This is a genomic window from Pedobacter sp. Leaf250 (assembly GCF_920984735.1).
Taxonomy (GTDB): domain Bacteria; phylum Bacteroidota; class Bacteroidia; order Sphingobacteriales; family Sphingobacteriaceae; genus Pedobacter.
The window spans coordinates 21,387-47,616 of record NZ_CAKLBU010000007.1; the positions used below are offsets into that span (position 1 = coordinate 21,387).

A 26,230-nucleotide genomic window follows, 5' to 3' on the forward strand; every position below is an offset into this window, starting at 1 on the left:
TGTAAATTGATTAATTGTTTGAAATGCAAAATTTCATTCGCTAAATACAATTGGTTAATCGCAATCGACATCCTGCCAATAAATAATTAAACAATTTATCAATTAACCCTACTTTAAATCCTTCAATATCTCTGCTACAGCTTTTTCCAATTGTGGATCTTTATCTGCCAGTCGATCTTCGAAAGTATTTTTAACAAAGATATCTGGTTTAACGCCTTCACTTTCCAGGTTTTTTCCATCCATCGTATAACAACCCCAAGATGGCAAACGGTAAGAAGATCCATCAACCAGGCCTTTAGCTGATGTAAAAATGATCCAGCGATAGGTTTCTGTTCCGATGATTTTACCTAATTTTAATTGCTTAAATCCAGCTGCTGTCATTTCAGCATCACTTAAAGACTGTTCGTTAATCAACAATACAATAGGCTTGGCAGCGGGTCCGAAGTTACTTTGTGGGGCCAATTTACCCCCACGATATTTCCATTGCAAATACGGACGTTGAGAAAGAAACTTTAATACTTCATCATGAACATTTCCTCCTGTATTGTAGCGTAAATCAAGGATAATGGCATCTTTATTTTCTTCTTGCGCAACCATATCCAACAAGAAAACTTCCAGTTCACTACCACCCATATTTTTCATGTAAGAATAGGCAATTCGGTTATTCCCCCATTTATCTACATTTTTGCGGTTATTGCTAATCCATTCATCATAAAGATTTCCACGTAATGTACCGGCACTTTCCGGATGGATATTTACATAAACCTGTTTACCTTTTCTATCGAAGGTTAAAGTCATCTCTTTATCCAACGAAGGCTTACTGAAATAATAATCACGGTCGATTTTTTCATCAACCTTTACCCCATTTACCTCAGTTAAAATATCTCCAGCCAAAATGTTGGTTCCTGTACGAGAAGCATTACTTTTAGCGGCAATGCGTTCTACTTTAAGTGGATTTTCATTATTAAAAATAATTCCGGTCTCATTGGTGATATAATTAAGATTTTTCTTTTCCTCTGCGCCAAAGCTATTAAAACCCATGTGTGATGAGTTCAACTCACCTAACATATCATTCAAGAGAATTCTTAAATCGCTGCGGTTGTTTACATACGGAAGATAAGCGGCGTAACGCGTTCTCATTTTATCCCAATCTACACCATGAAATTTCTCATCATAAAAATTCTCATCTAAACCAACCCAGGTTTCGTAAAACATCTGATTAAATTCTGCATTCAAATTTCTGGTAAATTTGTAACCATGGTCAATTTTATCAAGTTTGTTTCCTTCCAAAGTATATTTATTGATAACACCACGAGATAAAACAAAAAATTTATCGCCAGCCTGAACCATCGAATAATCGCCACCATCAGCTACTTTTTCTGTTTTGTTGGCTTCGAAAGGCTCGATAGTTGTTCTGTAAACTCCTGGCGCCCCACCTTCGTGATTTGAAGAGAAAAATACATAAGTTTTATCTCCTTTTGCAAAAGCATCTGTTCCAAATTGTCCACCAAAAGCCGGACCTACTAATTCGACACGATCCAAGATATCCTGTGTATTAATGGTGATTACATTTGCTGGTTTAGGTGTCGGCTTTACTTCGGTCTTTTTCTTCGCCGTATCGGCTTTACCCCTCTTATCTGTTGTAACAGGAGCAACTGGCTTTACTTCTGCTGGTTTGGTTTCTTTAAACAAATCATCAAATTTATCCGAGCGATAAGGTTCATCGTAATTATTTAATGCCATCCGGTAAATGTGCGCACTATTCATCCCCATTGGGTACGAGGGTTTAGTGCGGGCACTTGTAAAGAAAATATATTTGCCATCAGGCGACCAAGAAGGACCAGTTTCGGTTACGCCAGTATTGGTTAAATTAATGGTTTTATTATTCTTTAAATGGTGTACAACGATATCTTGCTCAAAATTCCGGTAAACAGTAAACAACACATATTCATCATTTGGAGAGAAACTTGGCGATGAATTCTGAAAAGCCCAAAACTCATCGGTTACCAACGTTTTACTATCAAAAGTTTTCAAATCCATTAACTTCAATTCGTTTCTACCACTTAAATAAACAGCCATGGTTTTGGTTTTATTTAAAGTAATATCGCGGTCGTTGGCTTTATCTTTTGTTAACTGTTTAATGGTTCCTTTACCATCGCCAGTAATGGTAAACCAGTTTTGGTAGCCATTTGCAGTTTGGCTAAATAATATTGTCTTATTATCTGCAAGCCATTTACATTCCATAGCCCGTTCGCCACTGTTGGTAATTTTACGGATAAATTTTCCATCAGCATCACTTACAAAAATCTCTCCACGAGATATGAATGCAATTTTCTTACCATCTGTTGATGCATCAAACGCAGAGATATTTGCTCTCACATCGTATTCCTGTTCTTTGCTCAAAACCTGGTTTCTTGATGTACTGATATTTACTTTCTCCGTTTTTTTCGAAGCAACATCATAAATGTATAACTGATAATCTTTTTCGAAAACAATAGTTGTTCCGTTTGCAGCCACAAACGGACGTTTGATAGAGGTTTCAAATTTGGTTAAGCCAGTTTTCTTTCCACCATTAAACGTGTAAAGATTATACTCATCATTACCTTCATCCGAAACGAAAAACACATTGCCTTTTTGATCAATGGTGGTCCAGAAATCCTTGCCAATGTAATCGGTATAACGTTTATAAGCTTTGGTTTTAGGGTTGTATGATTGAATATCGGGATTGTATGCACCTTTATAATGTTTGCGATTAGCAAATCGCATACTTTCCCATGTATCATTAAAAAATAATTCACCCGTCGGCGATTCAGCAATATGGTGTGTGGTGTTAAAATAGTTATCAAACAAACGAACAGCTGTTCCACCATTTATATTTACCTTATAGCTTGAAAAAGAATTATATCTACCCGAAGTAAAATATATGGTTTTCGAATCCCAACTCCAATTATCAACTTCGTCTGATGCATCATTGAATGTTAGCTGTTTAATATCTCCCCCATTAATTGGCATGATATAAACATCATTATTCCCAAACTGGTTAGATGAAAAAGCCAACCATTTACCGTCGGGCGATACTTTAGGATTAATTTCTTCTCCTTGCATGGCTGTTATCCGATCAGCAATGCCCCCTTTAACTGGTACCTTCCAAATGTCACCGTCATAACTGAATACTATGGTCTGCGCATCTGGCGTTAAAGCTGGGTAAGAAGCAAAGTAAGTTTGATTTTGTGCAAAAGAATAGTAAGGAAATAAAAACGCTATGGCCGTAAGCGATTTTAGTAGGGTTTTGATCATGATTTTTTTGTTTGGCTTTGGAAGTTGAATTTACGCAACAGATTTTATATTCTTAACAATAAATGTATTTTTGATTGATTTGAAAGTTGTACACCTAAATACCTATGATGGAAATGGCGGAGCAGGAAGAGCCTGTTTGCGCTTAAGCGATGCGCTGAAAGCAAATGGCATCGATTCAAAAGTTTTGGTGTATTATAAATTTGGACAAAATCCGAAGATTGATTCTTTCAGCAAATCTCCCATCCAGAAAGCCAAAGCTGTTTTTAATATCCTTTCGGAGCGATACTATTCCAAATGGTTAAGCAAATCGGTAAAAACACCATTTAGTTTACAGTGGTTTGGCCAATCAATTAAAGATCATCCAGAGGTTAAAAGTGCAGATATCATTCATCTTCACTGGATTAATCATGGTTTCCTTACACCCAAATTTTTAGCAGAGTTAGATGAACTGGAGAAGCCAATCGTTTGGACATTTCATGATAGCAATGCCTTTACAGGTGGCTGCCATGTACGTTATGGTTGCGAGAATTTTCATCAGCAATGCGGCAATTGCCCGATTTTAAAGTTTAGCGGAAAAAATGATATTTCACATAAAACCTGGTTGCGCAAACAGAAAGCTTACACAAAGTTAAATTTTCACATTGTTGCACCAAGTAACTGGATGGCTAAATCGATAAAATTTAGCAGTTTATTGGGCACTAGAAAAACTTCGGTAATTCCAAATACCATCGAAACCAACATTTTCAAACCTTATGTTAAAGCAGAAGCGAAGAAAATATTGAAAATCAATCCGGATAAATTTGTATTGATGAGTGGTTTTATGCCTTCAAAGAACGATAAGCATAAAGGAACACCTTATTTAATTGAGGCTTTAGAAATTTTATCCAGCAGGGCTGGAATTAAAAAAGAAAATATAGAACTGGTTATTTTTGGCAATAAAGAAAATGCAGAAATGCCAGCATTTCCTTTCAAAACAACATTTCTTGGTACCATTAACAAGGATGATCATTTAGCAAAATGTTACTCAGCTGCTGATGCATTTATCACTCCATCGTTGGAAGATAATCTTCCCAATACGGTAATGGAAAGTTTGGCTTGCGCTACACCAGTAATTGCATTTACTACAGGTGGAATTCCAGATATGGTAACGCACATGCAAAATGGTTATTTGGCCGAATATGAAAATGCTGAAGATTTGGCGAACGGAATTGAATGGTTGTATCATCGCCCGAATAAAGAGGAAGTTCAAAAAGCAGCCAGACTAAGTATTTTAGCCGATTTCTCGGAAGAAGTAATCGCTGCGGAACACATTCACCTGTACGAAACTTTGATTGATTTGCAACCGAAGTAATATGGAATTATCTAAAAGTTACCTCGATAATATCAAAGCCTTGAAATCGGCGATTTTACAGAGCAGGTATCAGGCTGTTTCTTTGGTGAATAAAGAACTCTTAACGCTTTATTTTGCGGTAGGTAGATTTATTTCCAACAAAATTGAAGAAGAAAAGTGGGGAGAGAAAGTTATCGAAAACCTTTCGGCTGATTTACAGCTCGAACTGCTGGGCTTAAGAGGATTTTCGGCTACAAATATGAAACGAATGAGGCTCTTTTATGAGTCTTGGGAAGAATACTATTTAATTAGCTCGCCAATGACGGCCAGATTAAAAACAATTGATTTACAAGAAATTACATTTAGACCAACAGTGTCGGTCCAATTGGAAAAATCTTTTTTTGGATTAAGTTTTTCACATCATTTAGAAATCATACAAGGCATGTTTTGCCAGCTGCATACAAAGGTCTTTTGCCTGATGTGGAAACCTTAAAAAATTAATGGATTAGCATGCCTAAACTAACTGTAATCACCATCGTTTACAATAATGTTCGAGATATTGAGCGAACGATTAACTCTGTGCTCAACCAAACGTATCTAAAAATTGAGTACATTATTATTGATGGAAAATCAACTGACGGTACTTTAGCAATTGTCGAAAAATACAAAGAAAAGATTTCTAAAATTGTATCAGACCCTGATAAAGGAATTTATGATGCCATGAACAAAGGTTTAGCTTTGTCCACAGGCGATTATGTTTTATTCATGAATTCTGGTGATGAAATATATGATGATCAGACGGTTGAAGACGTTTTTGCCTCTGCTCCCGGTGCCGACATTTACTATGGCGAAACGGAAATGTATAATGATAATTGGGAAAGCCTGGGACGAAGAAGACATGAAGCACCAGAACAATTTGATTGGAAAAGCTTTAAATACGGAATGAACATTAGCCACCAGGCGATATATGTTCGCCGCAATATCATTACTCCATATGATTTAAATTACAAGTACAGCTCTGATATTGACTGGATTATTAAAGCTGCAAAAAAAGCATCGAACATTGTAAATGTTCATCGTTATGTTGCCAAGTACCTGGTAGGCGGAATGAGTAAGAAAAAGCACCGTGAAAGCCTTAACGAACGTTTTAAAATTTTCACAAAATATTATGGTTTGATTCCAAATATTTTTAACCATATGATTATAGCTGTGAACCTGGCTTTTTATTTTCTAAAGAATAAAAGAACGAATGATTAGGTTATGAATGAAGAACTTAACGAACTAATAGTATCGTATGAGGATGAAAGAGAAGAATTAACAAAGCGCCTAAATGAATGCCTAGAAGATTTTGATTACTTAGGGGCTCATAAATTTCAAAAGGGCATTGCAATTGCAAATCATCAATTAGTGATTCTCAATTCAATAAAAGATCCCTCTTACCAAAAAAAAACAGAGTTGGAGAATATGATCAGATATTATGATAGACTTAAAACAATTAGCCCACTGATTTCGGATTATATTGATGAGCAAGTAGCAAAAACTAACGTCGAATTAAACATACTAAGTAATCAAAAGGTAGATCCGTTTTATGATGGACAAGAATTTGATGACGCCATATTTGATTTAGCTTATAGTAAAATTTTGTCCATTGTGTTCCATCTTAAAAAAAGCTCAAATCTGTATCTGAAATTTAAATGCAAAAAGAATAATTTTATAATTTCAGTAACACCAGATGAGCAAATTGGAAATGAAGTATATTTCCCAAAGGATAAAAAAAGATTGCTGAAATCACTAGGCTTCAAAAGAAATAAAACAAAAGAATATTTTCATTTGAAGTTATCTCTTATACATTTTAAAGATTCGCAACAAGTAAAAACTATCGTAAGCAGAGTGATCTATGACGTATTTTATAGGAATGAATTAGATACGGAGACAACACTCGTTATTCAATCAATTTTCTAAAAACAAATTTTCGCTTAATTCTGTCTTTAATATATACTTATCAAAAACAGAAAAAGATTATGGGACAATTAAGTAACCGCACAATTGCTGTTCTTTCAGAAAGCGGATTTGAAGAAGTTGAATTAACCGAACCAGTAAAAAGGTTAAAAGAAGAAGGTGCAACCGTTCACATCATCTCCTCCAAAAGTGGAAAAATTAAAGCTTGGGATCAAGATCATTGGTCGATAGAAGTTGATGTAGATAAAACCATTTCAGAAGCAAATGCCGAGGATTATAATGGTTTACTCTTGCCAGGAGGTGTAATCAATCCAGATCAATTACGTGTTAATGAAGATGCTATTGCATTCGTAAAATCGTTTTTTAGCGATGGAAAACCAGTCGCAGCCATTTGTCATGGTCCACAAACTTTAATTAATGCTGATGTTGTTCAAGGTAGAAAACTAACTTCAGTAAAAAACATTTCGAAGGATTTGATTAATGCAGGTGCAATTTGGAGCGATGAGGAAGTAGTGGTAGATCAAGGTTTGGTTACCAGTAGAACACCTAAAGATTTACCTGCTTTTAATGATAAAATTGTAGAGGAATTTGCAGAAGGAATACATGAGGGGCAGCATGCTTAAACATTTTGGACGCTCTTTCTAGATTCACTCAAGAAACGGTTGGCAATTTGTCAACCGTTTTCATTTATAACTTAACCTGCCGAATGATATTTTTGATATTTAATTCTATAATATCCGTCATATTTTTACACCTCAAATAATTTTTATCCTTAAAATATTCACTCATACTCTGTTTCAAAATGGCAATATTTTCAGGTGTGGTTAATTCCTCCTTATTCGAAACATCACGAAGATCTGTTAATCGATGGCGCTCGCTACGAACACGGTGAACAATTGAAGAACGTTCTTCTTGTTGATATTGAAGAACTGTTTTGTCGGTTAACTGTTCCATACTCATTTTTACATACGGCAAGTTTTCTTTAAAAAATTGTGGAAGATATACCTTCAAATTTCCTTCATAAAACTGCTGATCAAAATCTATCGCCCTGATACGAAATTGAATATCATCAAAATCTGGCGTAATCTGAACCACGAAATTATATGCCCGCATGTCGCCTAAAAGCATAATTAAGCATCGTTCATTAAACTTTACAAACTCTTTTGCAATACGTGTGGGATTAAATTCTGGCGTATATAATTGTCCTTTCGTAAACACATCACCAGGAATACCAGCAATATGTTCCTCAACCAGAGTATCGCCATCAACTAAATAATTTACCTGATTTGGCGATAAAATCTCTTCCATTTCTAAACCATAAATACGGGATGCATCGGCCTTTTTAATATAGAAATAATCGTAAACATCATTTAAGCGGTTAACGATTCTAATCCGAAAAGGATGCGTATTTCCGAACGTACAATATTCAATTTTGTCGATGTATTTGTGTTCAACGATGCGAAGATTTCCTGATGCTTTTAAATTAGCGTAAACTTCTTTTAAACCATTATGCAAAGTTTCAATTAAATCTTGGGCATAAATCGGACCTTCCCAAAGCGAGTCTTTGCCAAACTTATCCATCAAAGGAAAAGCCTCATTAAATTGCATTAAATCGTTATAACCGATAGGCAATTTAGCCTCACGTTGGTAGGTTCGTAAATATTTTTGCAGCGCTGGTGTAACCGGGAAAATTGGTTTCTTTTTAAGGATTTTTACGTCTTCGTTTTCCATTGAGAGCAATGTAGCATTTTAAAAATTTAACAACAAAGAAATTAAAGAGCAAGCGCAAAGAGCGCCAAGCTAAACGTAAAACTCTACTTTCTTTGCGAATATTTTTTGCGTACTTTGCGGTTAACTCAGTTTTTCGGATAATTAAACGGCAATCCAGCTAAATATCTGCTTATTTTCCGATAAGGATAATCGCCTGCGCCATGGTCTGCGAATTGAATAATGATCGTATTGGTTTTTGGATCTACATAGAGCCTCTGCCCCAACATACCTTCCGCAGCATAATCTCCGTTCTCGTCATCTTGCGGAATCCACCAGAGGTGATGATGGGCGGATTTTTGCCAGCCTTTTGAAGATGCCGGCTGCTCATTACCAATATTAATCGATTGCCTTACCCAACCTTCCGGAACAATTTGTTTTCCAGCATATTTACCAAAACTTAAATATAAGCGACCAATTTTCGCTAAATCAATTGCTGTAACCTGAAACCTGCTTGCCGTATTCGCCAAGCCACCTGGATGATCTAATCCAAAAGATGCATTATATTCTGCACCTATTTTACGCCAAATATTTTCTTCAAAAAATTGAGCAACCGATTTTCCTGTTGCCATTTCTAAAACCCAACCTAATAAAATGGGATCGATGCTTTTATATTTCCAAACGGTACCAGGTTTATTTACAAGCTTAACTTTCATTAGCTCGGCTTTCATATCATGCGTGTAATAGTATTTTGCTTCATCTGAAAAAAATGCTTTAACAATTCCACCAAAAGTATCTTGAAATTCCAAGCCTGACTTCATATCCAGGAGATTTTTTAATGTAATGGTTTTAAAAGCTGGGTTAGGATTTAATTCGGGGATATAATCAGTTACCTTATCGTTTAAACTTTTAACATAACCTTTATTCAAAGCCTGTCCGAGCATTATCGACACCATGCTTTTTGCACCAGAAAAAATCGTTGTTAAAGTGCTATCAGAATAACCCGCTGAATATTTTTCGTATAACACGCTATCATTTCTAATCACAATAAATGCATTCAACTGTCCCTGTTTAAAATATTCGGAGAAAGGAATCATTTGTTTATTGCCATTGCGAACTTTGAAACTATCCAGATCAATTCTCGTTTTTGTAGTTCGGTAGAAGTGAAATGTTGTATCACTTTTGCGTACATTTTCTTGTGGAAAAGCCTTATAAGTTACCGCATTAGGTTGGCGATACCATAAAACCCTGGCTAAATAGGGTCGCCAAATAAATAACACAGCAAAAAATAAAATGATGATTAAAAAGAAATAACCAATCGCTCTCTTAAAAAATTTCATTGGCAACAAATATAAAGATCGCCTATCATTTTAAGCCAAACTATCAGAAAGATCTTGTCTTTTCTTACCAAGTATTGGCTTGCTTATTTCTGGTTTATACTTCCACCTGCGATGACTCCATAACCAATATTCAGGTTCTTCTCTGATAATTTCTTCAAGAAAGCGGGTATGCATTTCTGTGATTTTAAATTCTTGGGTTTCTGCCGGATTTAAGCAAAGCGGAACACAATCTACCTCGTAGTAACCTCGCTTTAGCACCTTAACTTTGAAGTAAAATATCGGCTGGTTGGTTTTTTTAGCAATTTTTTCTATACCCAATTGCACCGATGCCTGTTGATGTAAAAAAGTGGTCCAATAGTGCGATTCATCTCTTGATGGTGCCTGGTCGTTTCCAAAACTGAAGATGCTGGGCTTCCCTTTACCAGCAGCCAAAGCCCGCATGGTTTGACGCATGGCGATGAGATTATTTCCATACTGGCTTCTTACTTTTTTAAACCAATTATCAAAAACAGGATTGGTAAGTGGCTTATAAATCGGATAATGATCCTTCTGGAAATTGAGTCCGATGCCTAAAGTTCCCCATTCCCAGTTGCCATAATGTGCCGAACATACCAATACGCTTTCACCCCTATCTAAATATGCTTGTACAAGTTCTTTATTCCTGAATACATACCTTTTTTCTATTTCCCTTCTTGAGATATTATTCATTTTCAAAATCTCGAAAATGAGTGAAGCTAAGTATCTAAAAAACCTTTTCTCGATATTCTCTATTTCAGGCAGGGATTTTTCGGGCAAAGCCCGCAGCAAATTTTCGCGAACTACCTTTTTACGATATCTAAAAAGATAATAGATTAGTACATAAACACCATCAGCTATAGCATATAAAATAGATAAAGGTAGTAGAGATAATACGCCTAAAAAAAATATTCCCAGCTGGGAAATGCCCTTTTTAATCATACCAGATTAGTTATTTAACAAAATTAAAAATGAGCTAAAAAACTTATGCCATAAAAATGTTAGATTTTTATCGGTAAAAATGGTTTGAGATTATACTGACAGAAAACGATAATCTTGATTAATTTTAAACAGTTCCGCAGTAACATAATTGATTACATTACTACAGGTATTTAGACCTTATTTAGAGGAATACTTTTGGCTAAGAGCTTTGCAGTTCACTACAAAAAAGACTTTGGTTATAGCCTAACAGATATAGTAAATAGAAAACTAAAGCTAAAATATGGATAGAAACCTGCTATATCTTTACATCAAGGTAAATTGAAATTTTTAGTAGCCAATAAAAAAAGCCCATCTCAATTAAGAAATGGGCTCAATTTATTTAATTCCCCCTTAGGAAATTTAGGGTTATTAGTTTTTACTTCCGTTTGCTTTACGTTGTTGTTCTGTTAAGAAAATTTTACGTAAACGCATGCTTTGTGGTGTAACCTCAATATACTCATCAGCTTGGATATATTCCATAGCCTCTTCTAAAGAGAATTTAATTGCAGGTGCAATACGAGCATTATCATCAGTACCAGAAGCACGCATGTTGGTTAATGCTTTTCCTTTAACAATGTTAATTACTAAATCGTTATCGCGAATATGCTCTCCTAAAATCTGACCTTCGTAAATATCAGCTCCTGGATCTACAAAGAAACGACCTCTATCTTGTAATTTATCAATAGAATAAGCAGTAGTCATACCTTTATCCATAGAGATTAAAACACCATTTAAACGACCAGGAATTACACCTTTCCAAGGCTCGTAAGCTTTGAAACGGTGAGCCATAATTGCCTCACCAGCTGTAGCTGTTAATACGTTGTTACGTAAACCGATAATACCACGAGATGGGATTTCGAATTCTAAGTGTTGTAAATCGCCTTTTGGTTCCATAATCAACAACTCACCTTTACGTTGAGTTACCAATTCGATTACTTTACCAGAAACTTCACCCGGAACATCAACAATTAAAGTTTCAATTGGCTCATGTTTTTTACCATCAATTTCCTTAACGATAACCTGTGGCTGACCAACTTGTAACTCATAACCTTCACGACGCATCGTTTCGATTAATACCGATAAATGGAGAATACCACGACCGTACACCAACCATGAATCTGCACCTTGAGTTTCAACAACTTTAAGAGCAAGATTTTTTTCCATTTCTTTCATCAAACGATCCTTGATACGTTGTGAAGTAACCAATTTACCCTCTTTACCAAAGAAAGGTGAGTTATTAATGGTAAACAACATGTTCATTGTTGGCTCGTCAATGCTAATTACTGGCAATTGTTCTGGAGCCTCAAAATCAGCGATAGTATCGCCAATATCAAAACCATCAATACCTACAACAGCACAAATATCGCCCGAACCTACTTCTTGGGTGCGGATTTTTCCTAAACCTTCGAATGTGTAAAGTTCTTTTACTCTTGATTTTACGATTTTTCCATCGCGTTTAATTAAAGTAACTGGTTGGTTTTCTTTAATTGAACCACGGTGAACACGACCGATTGCAATACGACCTACGAAAGATGAATAATCTAACGAAGTAATTTGCATTTGTAAAGTTCCATCGTTAATTGGTGCAGGTGGAATGTTAGCCACAACAGCATCTAATAATGCGAAAATATCAGTTGTTGGTTTTTGCCAGTCAGTACTCATCCATCCTTGTTTAGATGAACCGTAAATAACCGGGAAATCCAATTGCTCTTCAGTTGCTTCAAGGTTAAAGAACAATTCAAAAATTTGCTCATATACCTCTTCCGGGCGACAGTTTTCTTTATCTACTTTATTTACAACTACAATTGGTTTTAAACCTAGTGCCAAAGCTTTTTGCGTTACGAAACGCGTTTGAGGCATTGCACCTTCAAAAGCATCGCAAAGTAAAAGTACACCATCTGCCATTTTCAAAACACGTTCTACTTCACCGCCAAAATCCGCGTGACCAGGTGTATCAATGATGTTAATTTTTACATCTTTATATTGTACTGAAACATTTTTAGATACGATAGTGATACCACGTTCACGCTCTAAATCGTTGTTATCCAATATCAACTCTCCTTTTTGTTCGTTATCACGAAAAACAGAACAAGAGTGTAAAATTTTATCAACCAATGTGGTTTTACCGTGGTCAACGTGTGCTATAATAGCTATATTTCTAATCTTTTGCATAAAATGCGCCTATAAATTTGGCGCAAAGATAGTGTTTAAAAATGGCTTTTCTATTATACCGCTTACTATTTAATGCTATGATAATGTTGCAATTATCTCATTTTTAAATAGAAACGCAATTTTAGCAATACTTCGGCTCCTAAGTTGTGGCTTACCTTATACCGATACATAATCGACTTGACACTCTTGTTGCGATCAGGCTTGTAAAATTCCGTAGCAAATATTATAAATGGCTTCAAAATCAATTGCTAATAATTTAATAGGGATTTCAAATAATCCACTAGTCATGCCGTGAAGTTATGCCTTTATCATATTTTGGAAAAATCATGTTTTTCGATGTGTACATCAAAAAATCGATTTATATTTATGGGTTACCCTTACAGGAATATCTGTATTAAGATCGATGAGCAAAAGGTTTTTAAAATATGCAGCCATGTTTACAGTGATGATTTTATCATTAATTGCATTATATTTTTTAGCTGCTTTTTGCTTATCAAAAATTACAGTGAACAACAACACTTTTAATAAAAAAGAGATTGCTATTTACATCATGACAAATGGTATTCATACCGATATCGTTTTGCCAGCTAGTAATTTTCAAAAAGATTGGACCCAAGAAATAAAATACGAGCATACTTTATTAACAGATACCAGCTATAAATTTTTAGCTTTTGGCTGGGGAGATAGAAAATTTTATCTGGAAACACCAGAATTTTCTGATTTAAAATTAAGCACCGGTTTACGGGCAATTTCTGGCTTAAGCACTTCAGCTATGCATACGACTTACTACCTATTGATGACCGAAGATCGGAATTGTAAAAAATTATACATCAGCAAAGTACAATATCAACAACTGATAAAGTATATCTCGGCCAGCTTTACCAAAGATAATAACGGACATTTTATTAGTATAAAAAGCAATATCCATTATGATAATGCTGATGCTTTTTATGAAGCTGTTGGAAGTTACAGCATTTTCAAAACCTGTAATACCTGGACAAACAACGCTCTAAAAGCAAGTGGTCAAAAAGCCTGTTTTTGGACTATTTTTGATACGCCAATTCTTCAAAAGTATCAGTAATTGCTTTAGCCTACACCTAGAAGGCCCAATCTAAAAAAGCTGGCATCACACTTTCCCAGGTCTGAACATCGTGTTTGCCTCCAACTTTTTCGTAGTAAAAAATATTTTCAGGACGTTTATAACCTTTATTCATCAAGCTTTTAACTACATCGATGGTATCATCTATGGAGTCGATGATTAAATTTTTGTTACGGTCCGCTTTTTCATCTTCCGTTCCGGTCATCAGCCAGAATTTCATATCAGGTTTGGTAGCAGTTGAATCAATTAATGCATGCATAATTCTATCGGCATCCGTGTAACCATCAGCCAAATCCTTTTTACGCCACCAAAAAGCGCCAGAAAAAACACCAATAGCATCAAAAACTGAAGGGTTATTCCAGGCGATATCAAAAGCAGATAATCCACCTAAAGAAAAGCCACCAAAAGCCACTTTTCCGGTAATTGGCATCGCGATTTTCTTTTTAACAAAAGGCAAAAGTTCTTTAATGATGAAATCGGTGTATAGGTCAGCTTTCGCTCCACGGCCTTTAAAATCAGGTTCTCCGGCAATGCCATATTCCATTAAACGTTCGGTAGATGCTTTAATGGCTACAACAATCAACCGATGGTTTCTTTTATTATGATGCGCTTCTTCCAGAATAGTTTTAAAATCCATTTTAGCCACATCCTGCCCATCATTTAATAAAAGAAGCTCAATTTTTTCATTGCCTAAAATACCTTCAGGCGCATAGATATCTATTTCAACCTCACGCTTTAAATAAGCGGAAGGCAGTTTAAAATTACTGGTATTAACTTTTACTGATAAAATTGTAGTATACATCATATTCAAAATCCCCAAATCACTTGGCATTGCCACAGAATTTGCAAAGGTACAAATCTTGATAAACTATCAATTATCAGCAATTAATTTTTACATTATGCTTTTATTTTAAAACGATTAGATTCTTTTTCTTGAATTTAATTTCTAACTTAAAACATTCAATTTTATATATGGTTAAAGAAGAACATAAAAAGTGGTACAGCCCGAATTTAAGTGCTGAAATCGATATGCTCACCTTTGGTCACGGCGGTATCCCTATTCTGCTGTTCCCTACGAGCATGGGACGATATTTCGAAACTAAAGACTTCAAATTAATAGATTCTGTAGAAGGATTTATCAACGAAGGAAAAATTAAGATTTATTGCCCTGATGGCATTGATAAATTAAGCTGGTACAACAAAAGCATACATCCCGCAGATAGAGTTAAAAATCATATTTGGTACGATAAGTATCTACTGGAGGAAGTAGCACCTTTAGCCAGACACGAAACCGGGCACAGCAAAATTATTACTGCTGGCTGTAGTTTCGGCGGTTACCATGCCGCAAATTTTGCCTTCAGGCACCCATGGTTGGTAAACCATATGTTTAGCATGAGCGGAGCATTTGACATTACCGGGCAGTTAGATGGTTTTTATAATGATGATGTTTATTTCAACAATCCAGTTGATAACCTGATGAATAACAGTAATCCGGAACTTCATTACATGAAAATTGTTTTAGGTACAACAGATAGAGATATGTGCAGGGCCGATAACGAAAGATTATCTGGCATTTTGGCACAAAAAGGAATCAACCACTGGCTTGATATTAGACAAAATGCTGATCACGATTGGCCAATTTGGAGAGAAATGTTTCCAAATTATATAGCACAACTTTAAACAAACATAAACCGTAGTATAGGTTTACAAACAATTAAGCAATTACTCAATTAAACATAATAGTACCAATGAAAAAAATAGGGATTTTATTTGGCCAGGAACGCTCTTTTCCTGAGGCCGTTGTAGAGAGAATTAACCAAAAAGCAGAAAAAGGCATCACCGCCGAACCTGTTCAAATAGAGAAAATACTTCAAAATAGTCCTTTGGATTATGCGGTAATTATCGACCGTATTTCGCAAGATGTTCCTTTTTACCGTGCATCGTTAAAAAATGCAGCCATCACCGGCACAGCTGTAATCAACAATCCTTTCTGGTGGAGTGCCGATGAAAAATTTTTTAATAATGCATTAGCCGAGCAAATTGGAGTTCCGGTACCAAAAACAGCTTTAATTCCATCTCGTCAACACCCTACGGGCACAACCGGCGAATCGTTTTCAAACTTAACGATGCCTTTAAACTGGGATGCGATTTTTGATTATGTGGGTTTCCCGGCATACATGAAACCTTATGATGGCGGTGGATGGAGAGACGTTTATAAATTACACGACAAGGAAGATTTCTTCGATAAACACAGCGGTACTGAGCAATTGGTAATGCTGTTGCAAGAAGAAATCATTTTCGATGAATATTTTAGATGTTATTGTATTGGCGGCAAACATGTTCGCATTATGCAATACGAGCCACGCAATCCTCACCACTTGCGTTATGCAGTGGATGGTAAAAAACCGGATCCGAAATTGTTAAAAACAGTTGAAGAATATACGTTGAAATTGTGCCAGTATTTAGGTTATGATTTTAATACGGTAGAATTTGCGGTTAGAGACGGTGTGCCTATCGCTATCGATTTCTGTAACCCTGCACCAGATGCTGACATTAAAAGTGTTGGTCAGGAAAATTTTGACTGGGTTGTTGAAACGACTGCAAATTATGCGATTGAAAGGGCGAAAGCGCAAAAACCTGGACAGGATAATTTAACCTGGGGTGAATACATCAAAGCATCAGTTGCTGGCAAACCACTAGTTGCAAAAGCTGCACCTAAAGTAGATGCTCCAAAAGCTAAAGCAGAAAAAGCACCAGCAAAAGAAAAGGCTGCACCTAAAACGGATGCAAAACCAGTGGCAAAGAAAAAGCCAATAAAATAAAAAGGGATTATAACCAAATATTACTAGAATGAATGAATTCACGCTTGGCATAGAGGAAGAATACATGGTAGTTGATCCCGTTACCAGGGAACTTACCTCGCATGACCAAAAAATTGTAGAGGCCGCACAAAAAATACATAAAGACCAGGTAAAAGCAGAAATGCACCAGGCCGTTGTAGAAGTTGGAACAGGCATTTGCAAAACGACAGAAGAAGCCCGTAAAGAAATTTCTCAATTGAGATATACGGTTTCGCAACTTGCCGGTGAGCAGGGTTTAAGAATCGGCGCAGCCGGCACACACCCATTTTCGCATTGGGAAAAACAGTTAATAACAGAACATCCCCGTTATAACGAAATTGTAAATGAGTTGCAGGAAGCAGCCCGTTCGAATTTAATTTTTGGTTTACACGTTCACGTTGGCTTTCAATCTCGCGAATTGGCCATTCACATTGCAAATCAGGTAAGGTATTTCTTGCCACACGTATTTGCTTTGTCAACCAATTCTCCTTTTTGGGAATCGAGAAATACGGGTTACAAATCTTTTAGAACTAAAATTTTCGACAAGTTTCCTCGAACAGGAATTCCTGATATTTTCAACAGCATTGAAGATTACGATAATTACGTAAAGCTCTTAATCAAAACCAATTGCATGGATAATGCAAAGAAAATTTGGTGGGATATCCGTGTACATCCATTCTTCGATACCGTTGAGTTCCGCATTTGCGATTGCCCAATGTTGATTGATGAAACCATGGCTTTTACGGCACTATTCCAGGCATTGTGTGCAAAATTGTATAAACTTCGCCTGCAAAATATGGAATTCATCAGCTATTCCAGAGCCTTAATTAACGAAAATAAATGGCGTGCTGCCCGTTACGGAATTGATGGAAATTTAATCGATTTCGGAAAAGAAATGGAAGTGAATTGCCGCAATTTAGTTTTAGAATTACTCGATTTTGTGGATGATGTGGTGGATGATTTAGGCTGTAGAAATGATTTGAATTACGTTCATAAAATACTTGAGCATGGCACCGGTGCAGACAGACAGTTGGCAGTTTACCAACAAACCGGTAACTTTGAATCGGTGGTAGATTACATTACTACTCAAACACTTATAGGCGCAAAGTAATTTTACAATGGATAAAAGAGACTTAAAGGTCGCCGTTATTGACATGAATAACGGCGCACCTAATCAAGGTATGCGGGGAATTCAGGAAATTTTATCCCGATTTAGAAACGAAAATAATATCAACCTGTCTTTCGATATTTTTGATTTAAGGCAAAGAGGTGAAATACCAGGCATTGAATACGATGCTTATATTTCCAGTGGCGGCCCTGGTAGCCCAATTGAAAGTAAAGGCGAAAAATGGGAAAACGATTTTTTTAATCTTTTAGATCAAATTGAAGCATTTAATGCATCAAATGATGAACAAAAAAAATATGCTTTTTTAATCTGTCATTCTTTCCAGCTGGCATGCAGAAAATTTGAGCTTGGAAACGTTACCGAAAGACGATCAAATGCTTTTGGAATTTTCCCTATTACTTTAACTGCAGATGGAGAACAAGACGAAATTTTTGATGGCATTACAAATCCATTCTTCTCTGTAGATAGTAGGGATTGGCAAGTAATAGAGCCTGATTTCGCTGCATTTGAAGCAAAAGGCGCTAAACTTTTAGCCATAGAAAAAGAACGTAAATACGTTGATTTGGAAAGATGTATGATGTCGATTCGTTTTTCTGATGAAATTATAGGCACGCAATTCCATCCGGAAGCAGATCCAATTGGTATGAAAATGTATTTACTTCAAGACGAGAAGAAGAAAGCTATTACTGATTTGCATGGAGAGCAAAAATATTTGGATATGCTTAACAGCTTAGATGATCCAGCCAGAATTGTATTAACCCAAAGCGTTATTCTTCCTAATTTCTTAAACAAAGCAATAGGAAATTTGCAGGAGGCATAAAGCCACGAAATCAATTTTATCTATTCTTTAGGCAATCTTCATTGCGAGGCACGAAGCATTAAGATTGCTTCATGTCTCGCAATGAAGACATTATTAAAAGAAAAATATGATACCAGCTCTAAGACATAAATATAACCAACAGTTTACTGACGAAAAATATAAAAATTTCATTACTGAACTAGAAAGTGATTATATTGAAATCCCATTTCGTGTGGCTGAAACGCCAATTTTCATCCCAAAGGAATTAAAGAATAAGTTAATAGCAGCCGGAGAGGAAATTATAAGCTTAATAAAACAGCCAAACTTTAAGGACCTAACACAAAATTCAATTCCTGCAGATTGGAACGTTCCAAATGAAAATGAACAACCACACTTTTTAACTTTTGATTTTGGCATTTGTAAAAATGAGGCAGGCGAATTAACCCCAATGTTAATCGAAATGCAGGGATTTCCATCGCTTTATGGTTTTCAAATTCATTTGGCAAACACCTTTCGTAAGTGTTTTGACATTGATAATGCTGTAAATCATTTTTTAAATGGTTTTGATGAAGAAAAATACATCAAACTTTTTAAAGAGGTTATTATAGGAAAGCATCAGCCACATCAAGTTGCGCTGATGGATGTTGATGCGCCAAACCAAAAAACAGCAATCGATTTTTTTGTCACCCAAAAAATGCTGGGTATTAAAGTCCTCGCTTTAGAAGACATCAAGAAAATTGGAAAGCAATTATTTTACGAAGAGGATGGCAAGCAAATTCAGTTAAAAAGAATTTATAACCGATTAATATTCGATGAAGTTGCCGGCGATACGGAAATATTCAAAAACAGTTTCGACCCAAGGGAAGAATTGGATATTGAATGGGTAACGCATCCAAACTGGTTTTACAGAATCAGTAAATACACCATGCCATTTTTAAACAGTGAGTTTGTTCCCGAAACCTGTTTTTTAAGCCAGGTAGAAAGTATTCCTGCAGATTTGGAAAATTATGTTTTGAAACCATTGTTTTCTTTCGCCGGAATGGGTGTTATTATTGATGTAACGGAAAGTGATATCAACAATATTCCTGATCCTGAAAACTGGATTTTGCAAAGAAAGGTTATTTATGAACCCGCTGTTCAATCGCCTGATGGTAGTGTAAAGGCAGAAATTAGGATGATGTATTTGTGGCCGGATGGTGGCGAACCTCAACTTTGCACCAATTTGGGCCGATTAAGCAAGGGCAAAATGATTGGTGTTCGTTATAATGCAGATTTCGATTGGGTTGGCGGAACGGTAGGATTTATGGAAGAATAACCTTTTTACATTTATCTGAACCCAAAACCTTCAGATCAACTTATATTTGCTTTATGGATACTCAAACGATTTTAGTCTTTTTACTTTTTGCGGTTGCATTGGTATATGTTGGCCGTTTGGTTTATAAATCTCTAAAGGTAAAAAAAGATGGCTGCGGCGGCAATTGCAAATGCGGTGTAGATTTTTCGGATATCAAGCCTGCTAAAAAGTAATCCGCTCTTTTATGATTAATCAGTTTAAAAATTACCTTAAAGAAAAAATTCAAATAACTGATGAGCAATTCGACAGCATTTCTGCCGATTTGAAAATAAAGAAGTTTGATAAAAATGAAATTATTCAATACACCGGCGACATTACCAAACATGGATTTTTTGTTTGCAAGGGTTTACTAAGAGCGTACTCAATAGATTCAAAAGGCAAAGAACACATCCTTCAATTTGCTCCAGAAAACTGGCTAATTTCAGATAGAAACAGCATGAATAACGAAGCATCAGTATTTTTTATTGATGCCATCGAAGCAACTGAGGTGATAATTATGCCAAATGATTTTATGGAACAAGCCGCCATACAAGTTCCATGTTTACAACCTATGCATACCCGACTGTTAAATAATTCAATTCGTTTTATGCAGAAAAGAATTAATATGCTTTTAAGTGCAACTGCCGAAGAACGTTATCTCGATTTTATTAAACTCTACCCTAACCTTACTCTACGCGTTCCTCAATGGATGATTGCCTCTTACTTAGGCATTACACCAGAATCGTTAAGCAGGGTAAGAAAAGAACTGGCGAATAAACACTTCAGACCATAGGATCAGGATTTTCGGGATTGGAGGATTTGCATGATAAGATGTAGAAAATAATTTTAATCCACTATTTCTTAACTCGATACTGTTTAGTAAGCACTTTAATCATGAAAATCTTATCGACCTTAAATTCTGCTAATTAATTACCATACATCAATTTCTACATAATATCCTTGCTGTACTTTTGTATTGTAAACATTAAACATCTCAAACACAAAAAGATATGGCAACTACTAAATGGGCATTAGACCCAACCCACAGCGAATTACAATTCAAAGTAAAACACTTAATGATTACTACCGTGACAGGTAGCTTAAAATCTTTCACTGCAGATTTAACTTCTGAAGGTGATGAATTTGAAAACGGAGAAATTTCTTTTAAAGGGGATATTGATTCATTAGATACCGGAAATACAGATCGTGATAACCACTTAAAAAGCGGCGATTTTTTTGATGCTGAAAAATTTGCGCACATTGAATTCAAATCAACATCAATAGAAAAAGACGGTAGCGATTATATTGTTAAAGGCGATTTAACCATCAAAGGCGAAACTAAACCTGTAAAATTAACTGCAGAATTTGGCGGTATTGCAACTGACCCATGGGGAAATACAAAAGCTGGTTTTACATTAAGCGGAAAAATTAATCGTTCTGATTTTGGCCTAACTTGGAACGCTGCATTAGAAACAGGTGGTGTTATGGTGAGTGAAGAGGTACGTATTTTGGGCGAATTACAGTTCGTAAAAGGAGCTTAAGCGTTAGGTGTTTGGAGGTATGAGTTCTAAATACATATCGCCAAATGCTAAACTAAATCTTCAAATTATGGAAACAAAACACATAGCCAACATTTTAAAAGCACCAGCTCCACATATGGTTGGCGATGGCTTTAGGGTACATAATTTTTTCCCTGGCGGATATCAAATCAATATGAGTCCGTTTTTCTTGATGGATTACGGCTCGAAAATAGATTTTTCTGCAAGGAAAGAACCTCGTGGCGTTGGTGTTCATCCACATCGTGGGTTTGAAACGGTAACCATTGCATATCACGGGGCGGTTGCACATCACGATAGCTCTGGCAACAGCGGTGTTATTTATCCTGGCGATGTACAATGGATGACGGCGGCAAGCGGCATTTTACATAAAGAATATCATGAGCAGAATTACAGTTTAACCGGCGGCCCGTTTCAAATGGTACAGCTTTGGGTGAACCTGCCTGCGAAAGATAAAATGAGCAATCCAAAGTATCAGGGAATTAAACAGGCCAATATGGCTAATTTTGTTCTGTCTGAAAATGGTGGAAAAATCGAAGTTATTGCAGGCAACTACCAAAACATTCAGGGTAATGCCAGTACATTTACGCCTATTGAATTATATAATGCAAGGTTAAATAATGGTGGAAAAGCCGCTTTTAACTTCCCGGCCAATTTTAACACCGGCTTTATGATAATCGAAGGTTCAGTTAAAATCAATAATAGCCAAATTGTTTCTGCAGATAATTTTATACACTTCAAAAATGAAGGAGAAGAAGTTATAGTTGAAGCACTGGAAAATTCTGTTCTATTAATTTTAAGTGGTGAGCCCATTAATGAACCTATTGCTCAATACGGCCCATTTTTAATGAATACCGAGGCAGAAATAAACGAAGCAATTTCAGATTATAACCAAGGAAAGTTTGGCTATTTAGAAGAGTAAACAGGTTTATAGTTTATATTTTGAGCCGGCATCTTTTTTAAATTTGCCGGCTTTTTTGCACAAATTTATTTTCATAGCCCTGATTGAAGTGATATCTCCCGATTCTTTTTTCATTGGGAATATAGCATATGAGCAGGACGAACATTAAAATAAGCTGCTGTCATTGCGCTTCAAATCTATTTTCATACAATCTTCATATTCGTTCTTGACATTTGACTATAAATCAGAAGAAAAATGTCCGGAAAACAAATATTTCAAACTGAGACTAAAAGACGATGGAACACCTTTACATGGGTAAGCCGTTCCTTCTTTTTGGTTTTCATTATCGCAATCATTTGTGTTGCATTCACCTTATCATCAGTACAGGCACCCAATTTGCCCTTTATCAACACGAACTCTCCACTCACATCAAAGCAATTAGAAAAACTAAAAAAATCGAAGCAATACAAAGCCTTCTTTATAGAAAAGTCAAAGCTTCAGAAAATTAAAAAAGATCGTGAGCACCGAATTTTAACCAAACATTGTGATCATAAGCGAGTTAATATGGCATTTTATGTGAGCTGGGCAGGAACAAAAAATGAATCTCTTTCAGATCTTAAACGAAATATTGGTCATTTAGATATGGTAGCCACCGAATCACTTTTCTTAAATGGCGATTCAATAGTTGATAAAACAGATACGGCAGCTTTGAAAGTGATACATTCAGGCAAAAAATCTGCGATTGCCGTGGTATCAAATTTCAATAAAGACCATTGGGATGGTTTAGCCGTAAAACGTTTGCTAAATAACATTCCGGCGCAGCAAAAATTAATATCCAATTTAATTGCTATTGTTAAAAAACAGGGATACAAAGGTATTAACATTGATTTCGAAGAACTTAACTTAGAGAATAGTGCACCATTTAATGCATTTATGAAGAATCTTTACGTTCAGTTTCATGCAGAAAAATTAATCGTTTCTCAAGATATTTCCCCTGAAAACGACGATTATCAACCAGAAATTTTACAGCAATACAATGATTATATCGTATTGATGGCTTATGATCAGCATACCGACCAAAGTAATGCCGGAGATGTATCGAACCAACAATGGGTGGAGGAAAAACTCGATCAGATTTGCAGTAAAGTAGATGCGAACAAAGTGATTCTTGCTTTAGCTTGTTACGGCTACGATTGGCCTAAAAACAGCGTAGGTAAATCTGTAACCTACGAGGAAGCCATGACAGTAGCTGTGAATTATAAAAGTAAAATCAATTACAATCCAGGCTCTGCAAATTTAAATTACAGTTATAGCGATGGCAGTGGAATTAAACATGATGTATATTTTACTGATGCAGCTACCTATTTCAATATTATACGCAAAGCGGATGATTGGGACATTGCAGGGATTGCTTTGTGGCGTTTAGGTTCGGAAGACAAACGTTTATGGTCGTTCATTTCTGATGATTTGAGTTTAGATACACTTCAGAAAAAACCGTTCGATCTCCGTAAAATATCAGTTTTGAATATGGGTGGTATCTCTTATATCGGCGATGGAGAGATTCTGGATTTGGTTTCTACCCCAAAACTTGGATCTGTACAATTCACGCTTAACAAAACTGATTTTACCATTGCCAATCAGGAATATATTCGTTTACCAGAAAAATATGTAATTAAAAGATTTGGCGAAGCCGATAAAAAAATTGCCCTAACTTTTGATGATGGTCCTGACCCGGTTTACACACCGCAAGTACTGAATATTTTAAAGCAAGAAAAAGTTCCGGGCTGCTTTTTTGTAGTGGGCATAATGGCCGAAAAAAATATGGAATTGTTGCGACAAGAATATGATGAAGGCTACGAAATTGGTAACCATACCTTCTTCCATCCAGATATGTCGGCCATTGGGCCACGCCGTGTAAAATTTGAGCTGAATGCCACAAGAAGATTAATTGAAGCAGTTACCGGACACAGCACAATTTTATTTCGGGCACCCTTTAATGCCGATGCAGAGCCACAAAACATCTCCGAAATTCTTCCTGTAGCACAAAGTCGTAAAGAAAACTACATTAATATTGGTGAATATATCGATCCTGAAGATTGGGAACCTGGCAAAACTGCAGATCAAATTTTTAATGAGGTGGTGAAGCAAAAAGACAATGGGAATATTCTTCTTTTGCATGATGCAGGTGGAAACCGCGAAGCAACAGTTGCAGCCTTGCCCAGAATTATTAAATATTTTAAATCGCAAGGTTATACTTTTACTACCGTTGGCGATTTGATGGGAAAGAAAAGATCTGAATTAATGCCTGCCGTAAATTCTGATGCAACGAGTGGTTTCACTGGTTCGGGAGATTATTTCTTTATCCGATTCTTTTACTACGGCAATATCATTTTGAATACCGTGTTTTCTGTTGCCATTGTTTTAGCAATTTTAAGAACAATTTTTATAGCTTATTTAGCCATCAAACAAAATAAAAAAGCAAAAAAGAATGGAAAACTGATTCAGCATCCTAATGAAAAGGTGAGCATTATTATTCCGGCTTACAACGAAGAAATTACCGCAGTACAAACCATTAATAGTTTATTAAAAATCGACTATCCGAATTTTGAATTGATTTTTGTTGATGATGGATCAAAAGACAAAACTTTCGAAATCATTGATGCTCATTTCGGAAACCATCCACAAGTTAAGGTTTACCGCAAAGAAAATGGAGGTAAAGCTTCTGCACTAAACTATGGAATTGCCATGGCCAACGCTGAATATATCATTTGTATAGATGCCGATACGCAACTGAAAGCGAATGCGGTAACCGAATTGATGCGTTACTTTTATGATGCGCAAATTGCAGCAGTTGCTGGTACGGTGAAGGTTGGGAATGCGCATAACTTAATTACCAAATGGCAATCGATAGAATACATCACCGCACAAAATATGGATAGGCGGGCTTTTGATATGCTAAATACCATTACCGTTGTACCTGGAGCAATTGGCGCATTTAGAAAACAGGTTGTTTTAGAAGTTGGCGGTTTTACTATTGATACTTTAGCGGAAGATTGCGATTTAACCATGCGAATTTTGAGGGCAGGATACCGAGTAAAAAACTGCGATTCGGCAATAGCGTATACAGAAGCACCAGAAACGGTCAACATGCTATTGAAGCAACGCTTTCGTTGGAGCTTTGGCGTAATGCAAAGTTTTTGGAAAAACAGAAAAACATTATTGAACAAAAAATACGGCTATTTTGGGATGGTGGGAATGCCAAATATTTTAATTTACCAGATTATTTTGCCTTTATTTTCACCGTTAGCAGATTTATTTATGCTTATTTCCTTAATTAGCGGACTATGCTCTTTAAGCGCCATTAACAATCTAACGCTCACGGGTTTTTCAGGAATACTAAGTTTGCACAATGGTTTCGGGCAGGTATTTTTTTATTATTTGATTTTCATTTTTGTGGATATGATTTTTGCTTCAATTGCCTTTAAAATGGAAAAGGAAAAATTCAAAAACCTGCTTTATCTTTTTCCTCAGCGTTTTTTCTGGAGGCAATTGATGTATTTGGTTTTATTCCGCTCGTTTAGAAAAGCCATAAAAGGAGAATTGGAAACATGGGGAACACTTAAAAGGACTGGAAATGTGAAGGAGGCGATGGTTTAATGATTATGGAGCGAGATACATAAAACATCCATAAAACCCGAGAAATTATGAATTGGAAATGAACGGCTGAGCTCCTGGCAGCCGGCAGCCCTGCCATCCGCTATAGTGCCGATGAAAA

22 protein-coding genes are annotated in these 26,230 nt (G+C 36.1%); 16 read left to right on the plus strand and 6 right to left on the minus strand.

Going from position 1 to position 26,230, the window contains the following annotated elements; all coding sequences use genetic code 11:
- Window positions 1-108: 108 nt before the first annotated feature.
- A complete protein-coding gene (locus tag LUA91_RS07565) occupies window positions 109-3,297 on the minus strand; it encodes a S41 family peptidase (RefSeq protein WP_231425429.1) in 3,189 nt (1,062 codons plus the stop codon).
- Window positions 3,298-3,367: 70 nt separating this feature from the next.
- On the opposite strand from LUA91_RS07565, the gene LUA91_RS07570 reads away from it, so the two are divergent.
- From LUA91_RS07570 to LUA91_RS07590, 5 genes are read left to right on the plus strand one after another with little or no spacing between them, the layout of a single operon-like run.
- Window positions 3,368-4,648, plus strand: coding sequence for a glycosyltransferase family 4 protein (locus LUA91_RS07570; protein ID WP_231425430.1), 1,281 nt, complete (start codon window positions 3,368-3,370; stop codon window positions 4,646-4,648).
- 1 nt (window position 4,649) lies between these two features.
- Complete coding sequence (locus LUA91_RS07575; RefSeq protein WP_231425431.1) at window positions 4,650-5,120, plus strand: DUF1016 N-terminal domain-containing protein; 471 nt, start codon at window positions 4,650-4,652, stop codon at window positions 5,118-5,120.
- A gap of 17 nt (window positions 5,121-5,137) precedes the next feature.
- Window positions 5,138-5,884 (plus strand): glycosyltransferase family 2 protein, encoded by a 747-nt coding sequence (locus LUA91_RS07580; RefSeq protein ID WP_231425432.1) that lies wholly within the window; start codon window positions 5,138-5,140, stop codon window positions 5,882-5,884.
- 3 nt (window positions 5,885-5,887) lie between these two features.
- Window positions 5,888-6,589 (plus strand): hypothetical protein, encoded by a 702-nt coding sequence (locus tag LUA91_RS07585; protein ID WP_231425433.1) that lies wholly within the window; start codon window positions 5,888-5,890, stop codon window positions 6,587-6,589.
- Window positions 6,590-6,648: 59 nt separating this feature from the next.
- Window positions 6,649-7,209, plus strand: a complete 561-nt coding sequence (locus LUA91_RS07590; protein ID WP_231425434.1) for a type 1 glutamine amidotransferase domain-containing protein — start codon at window positions 6,649-6,651, stop codon at window positions 7,207-7,209.
- A 64-nt stretch (window positions 7,210-7,273) separates the two neighbouring features.
- Here the strand turns inward: LUA91_RS07590 and LUA91_RS07595 are convergent, their stop codons facing one another.
- The 4 genes from LUA91_RS07595 to typA form a co-directional block, all read right to left on the minus strand.
- Complete coding sequence (locus LUA91_RS07595; protein ID WP_231425435.1) at window positions 7,274-8,317, minus strand: hypothetical protein; 1,044 nt, start codon at window positions 8,315-8,317, stop codon at window positions 7,274-7,276.
- 125 nt (window positions 8,318-8,442) lie between these two features.
- Entirely contained in the window at window positions 8,443-9,633 is a 1,191-nt protein-coding gene (locus LUA91_RS07600) for a serine hydrolase (protein ID WP_231425436.1), read from the minus strand.
- Between the two features lie 30 nt (window positions 9,634-9,663).
- Window positions 9,664-10,590: a lysophospholipid acyltransferase family protein gene (locus LUA91_RS07605; protein ID WP_231425437.1), complete on the minus strand. Its 927-nt coding sequence runs from the start codon at window positions 10,588-10,590 to the stop codon at window positions 9,664-9,666.
- Between the two features lie 408 nt (window positions 10,591-10,998).
- The gene (gene typA / locus LUA91_RS07610; protein ID WP_231425438.1) at window positions 10,999-12,801 is read right to left on the minus strand and encodes a translational GTPase TypA; all 1,803 of its coding nucleotides are present in this window, start codon (window positions 12,799-12,801) and stop codon (window positions 10,999-11,001) included.
- A gap of 403 nt (window positions 12,802-13,204) precedes the next feature.
- On the opposite strand from typA, the gene LUA91_RS07615 reads away from it, so the two are divergent.
- Window positions 13,205-13,882: a TIGR02117 family protein gene (locus LUA91_RS07615; RefSeq protein ID WP_231425439.1), complete on the plus strand. Its 678-nt coding sequence runs from the start codon at window positions 13,205-13,207 to the stop codon at window positions 13,880-13,882.
- A 16-nt stretch (window positions 13,883-13,898) separates the two neighbouring features.
- On the opposite strand, the gene LUA91_RS07620 is transcribed toward LUA91_RS07615, so the two are convergent.
- Entirely contained in the window at window positions 13,899-14,732 is an 834-nt protein-coding gene (locus LUA91_RS07620) for an esterase family protein (protein ID WP_231425440.1), read from the minus strand.
- A 140-nt stretch (window positions 14,733-14,872) separates the two neighbouring features.
- Here LUA91_RS07620 and LUA91_RS07625 point away from each other — a divergent pair, with 140 nt between their 5' ends.
- The 10 genes from LUA91_RS07625 to LUA91_RS07670 all read left to right on the plus strand — a co-directional run bounded on the left by LUA91_RS07625 (window position 14,873) and on the right by LUA91_RS07670 (window position 26,112).
- Complete coding sequence (locus LUA91_RS07625; RefSeq protein WP_231425441.1) at window positions 14,873-15,580, plus strand: esterase family protein; 708 nt, start codon at window positions 14,873-14,875, stop codon at window positions 15,578-15,580.
- A 68-nt stretch (window positions 15,581-15,648) separates the two neighbouring features.
- Entirely contained in the window at window positions 15,649-16,722 is a 1,074-nt protein-coding gene (locus LUA91_RS07630; RefSeq protein ID WP_231425442.1) for a RimK family alpha-L-glutamate ligase, read from the plus strand.
- A gap of 28 nt (window positions 16,723-16,750) precedes the next feature.
- Window positions 16,751-17,851, plus strand: a complete 1,101-nt coding sequence (locus LUA91_RS07635) for a carboxylate-amine ligase (protein WP_231425443.1) — start codon at window positions 16,751-16,753, stop codon at window positions 17,849-17,851.
- A 7-nt stretch (window positions 17,852-17,858) separates the two neighbouring features.
- The gene (locus tag LUA91_RS07640) at window positions 17,859-18,686 is read left to right on the plus strand and encodes a type 1 glutamine amidotransferase (RefSeq protein ID WP_231425444.1); all 828 of its coding nucleotides are present in this window, start codon (window positions 17,859-17,861) and stop codon (window positions 18,684-18,686) included.
- 106 nt (window positions 18,687-18,792) lie between these two features.
- Window positions 18,793-19,980 (plus strand): hypothetical protein, encoded by a 1,188-nt coding sequence (locus LUA91_RS07645; protein WP_231425445.1) that lies wholly within the window; start codon window positions 18,793-18,795, stop codon window positions 19,978-19,980.
- 53 nt (window positions 19,981-20,033) lie between these two features.
- Complete coding sequence (locus LUA91_RS07650; RefSeq protein WP_231425446.1) at window positions 20,034-20,192, plus strand: FeoB-associated Cys-rich membrane protein; 159 nt, start codon at window positions 20,034-20,036, stop codon at window positions 20,190-20,192.
- 11 nt (window positions 20,193-20,203) lie between these two features.
- Window positions 20,204-20,791, plus strand: a complete 588-nt coding sequence (locus tag LUA91_RS07655; RefSeq protein WP_231425447.1) for a Crp/Fnr family transcriptional regulator — start codon at window positions 20,204-20,206, stop codon at window positions 20,789-20,791.
- Between the two features lie 217 nt (window positions 20,792-21,008).
- A complete protein-coding gene (locus tag LUA91_RS07660) occupies window positions 21,009-21,539 on the plus strand; it encodes a YceI family protein (RefSeq protein WP_231425448.1) in 531 nt (176 codons plus the stop codon).
- Window positions 21,540-21,606: 67 nt separating this feature from the next.
- The gene (locus tag LUA91_RS07665) at window positions 21,607-22,476 is read left to right on the plus strand and encodes a pirin family protein (RefSeq protein ID WP_231425449.1); all 870 of its coding nucleotides are present in this window, start codon (window positions 21,607-21,609) and stop codon (window positions 22,474-22,476) included.
- A 234-nt stretch (window positions 22,477-22,710) separates the two neighbouring features.
- Window positions 22,711-26,112 (plus strand): glycosyltransferase, encoded by a 3,402-nt coding sequence (locus LUA91_RS07670; protein ID WP_231425451.1) that lies wholly within the window; start codon window positions 22,711-22,713, stop codon window positions 26,110-26,112.
- Window positions 26,113-26,230 lie beyond the last annotated feature (118 nt).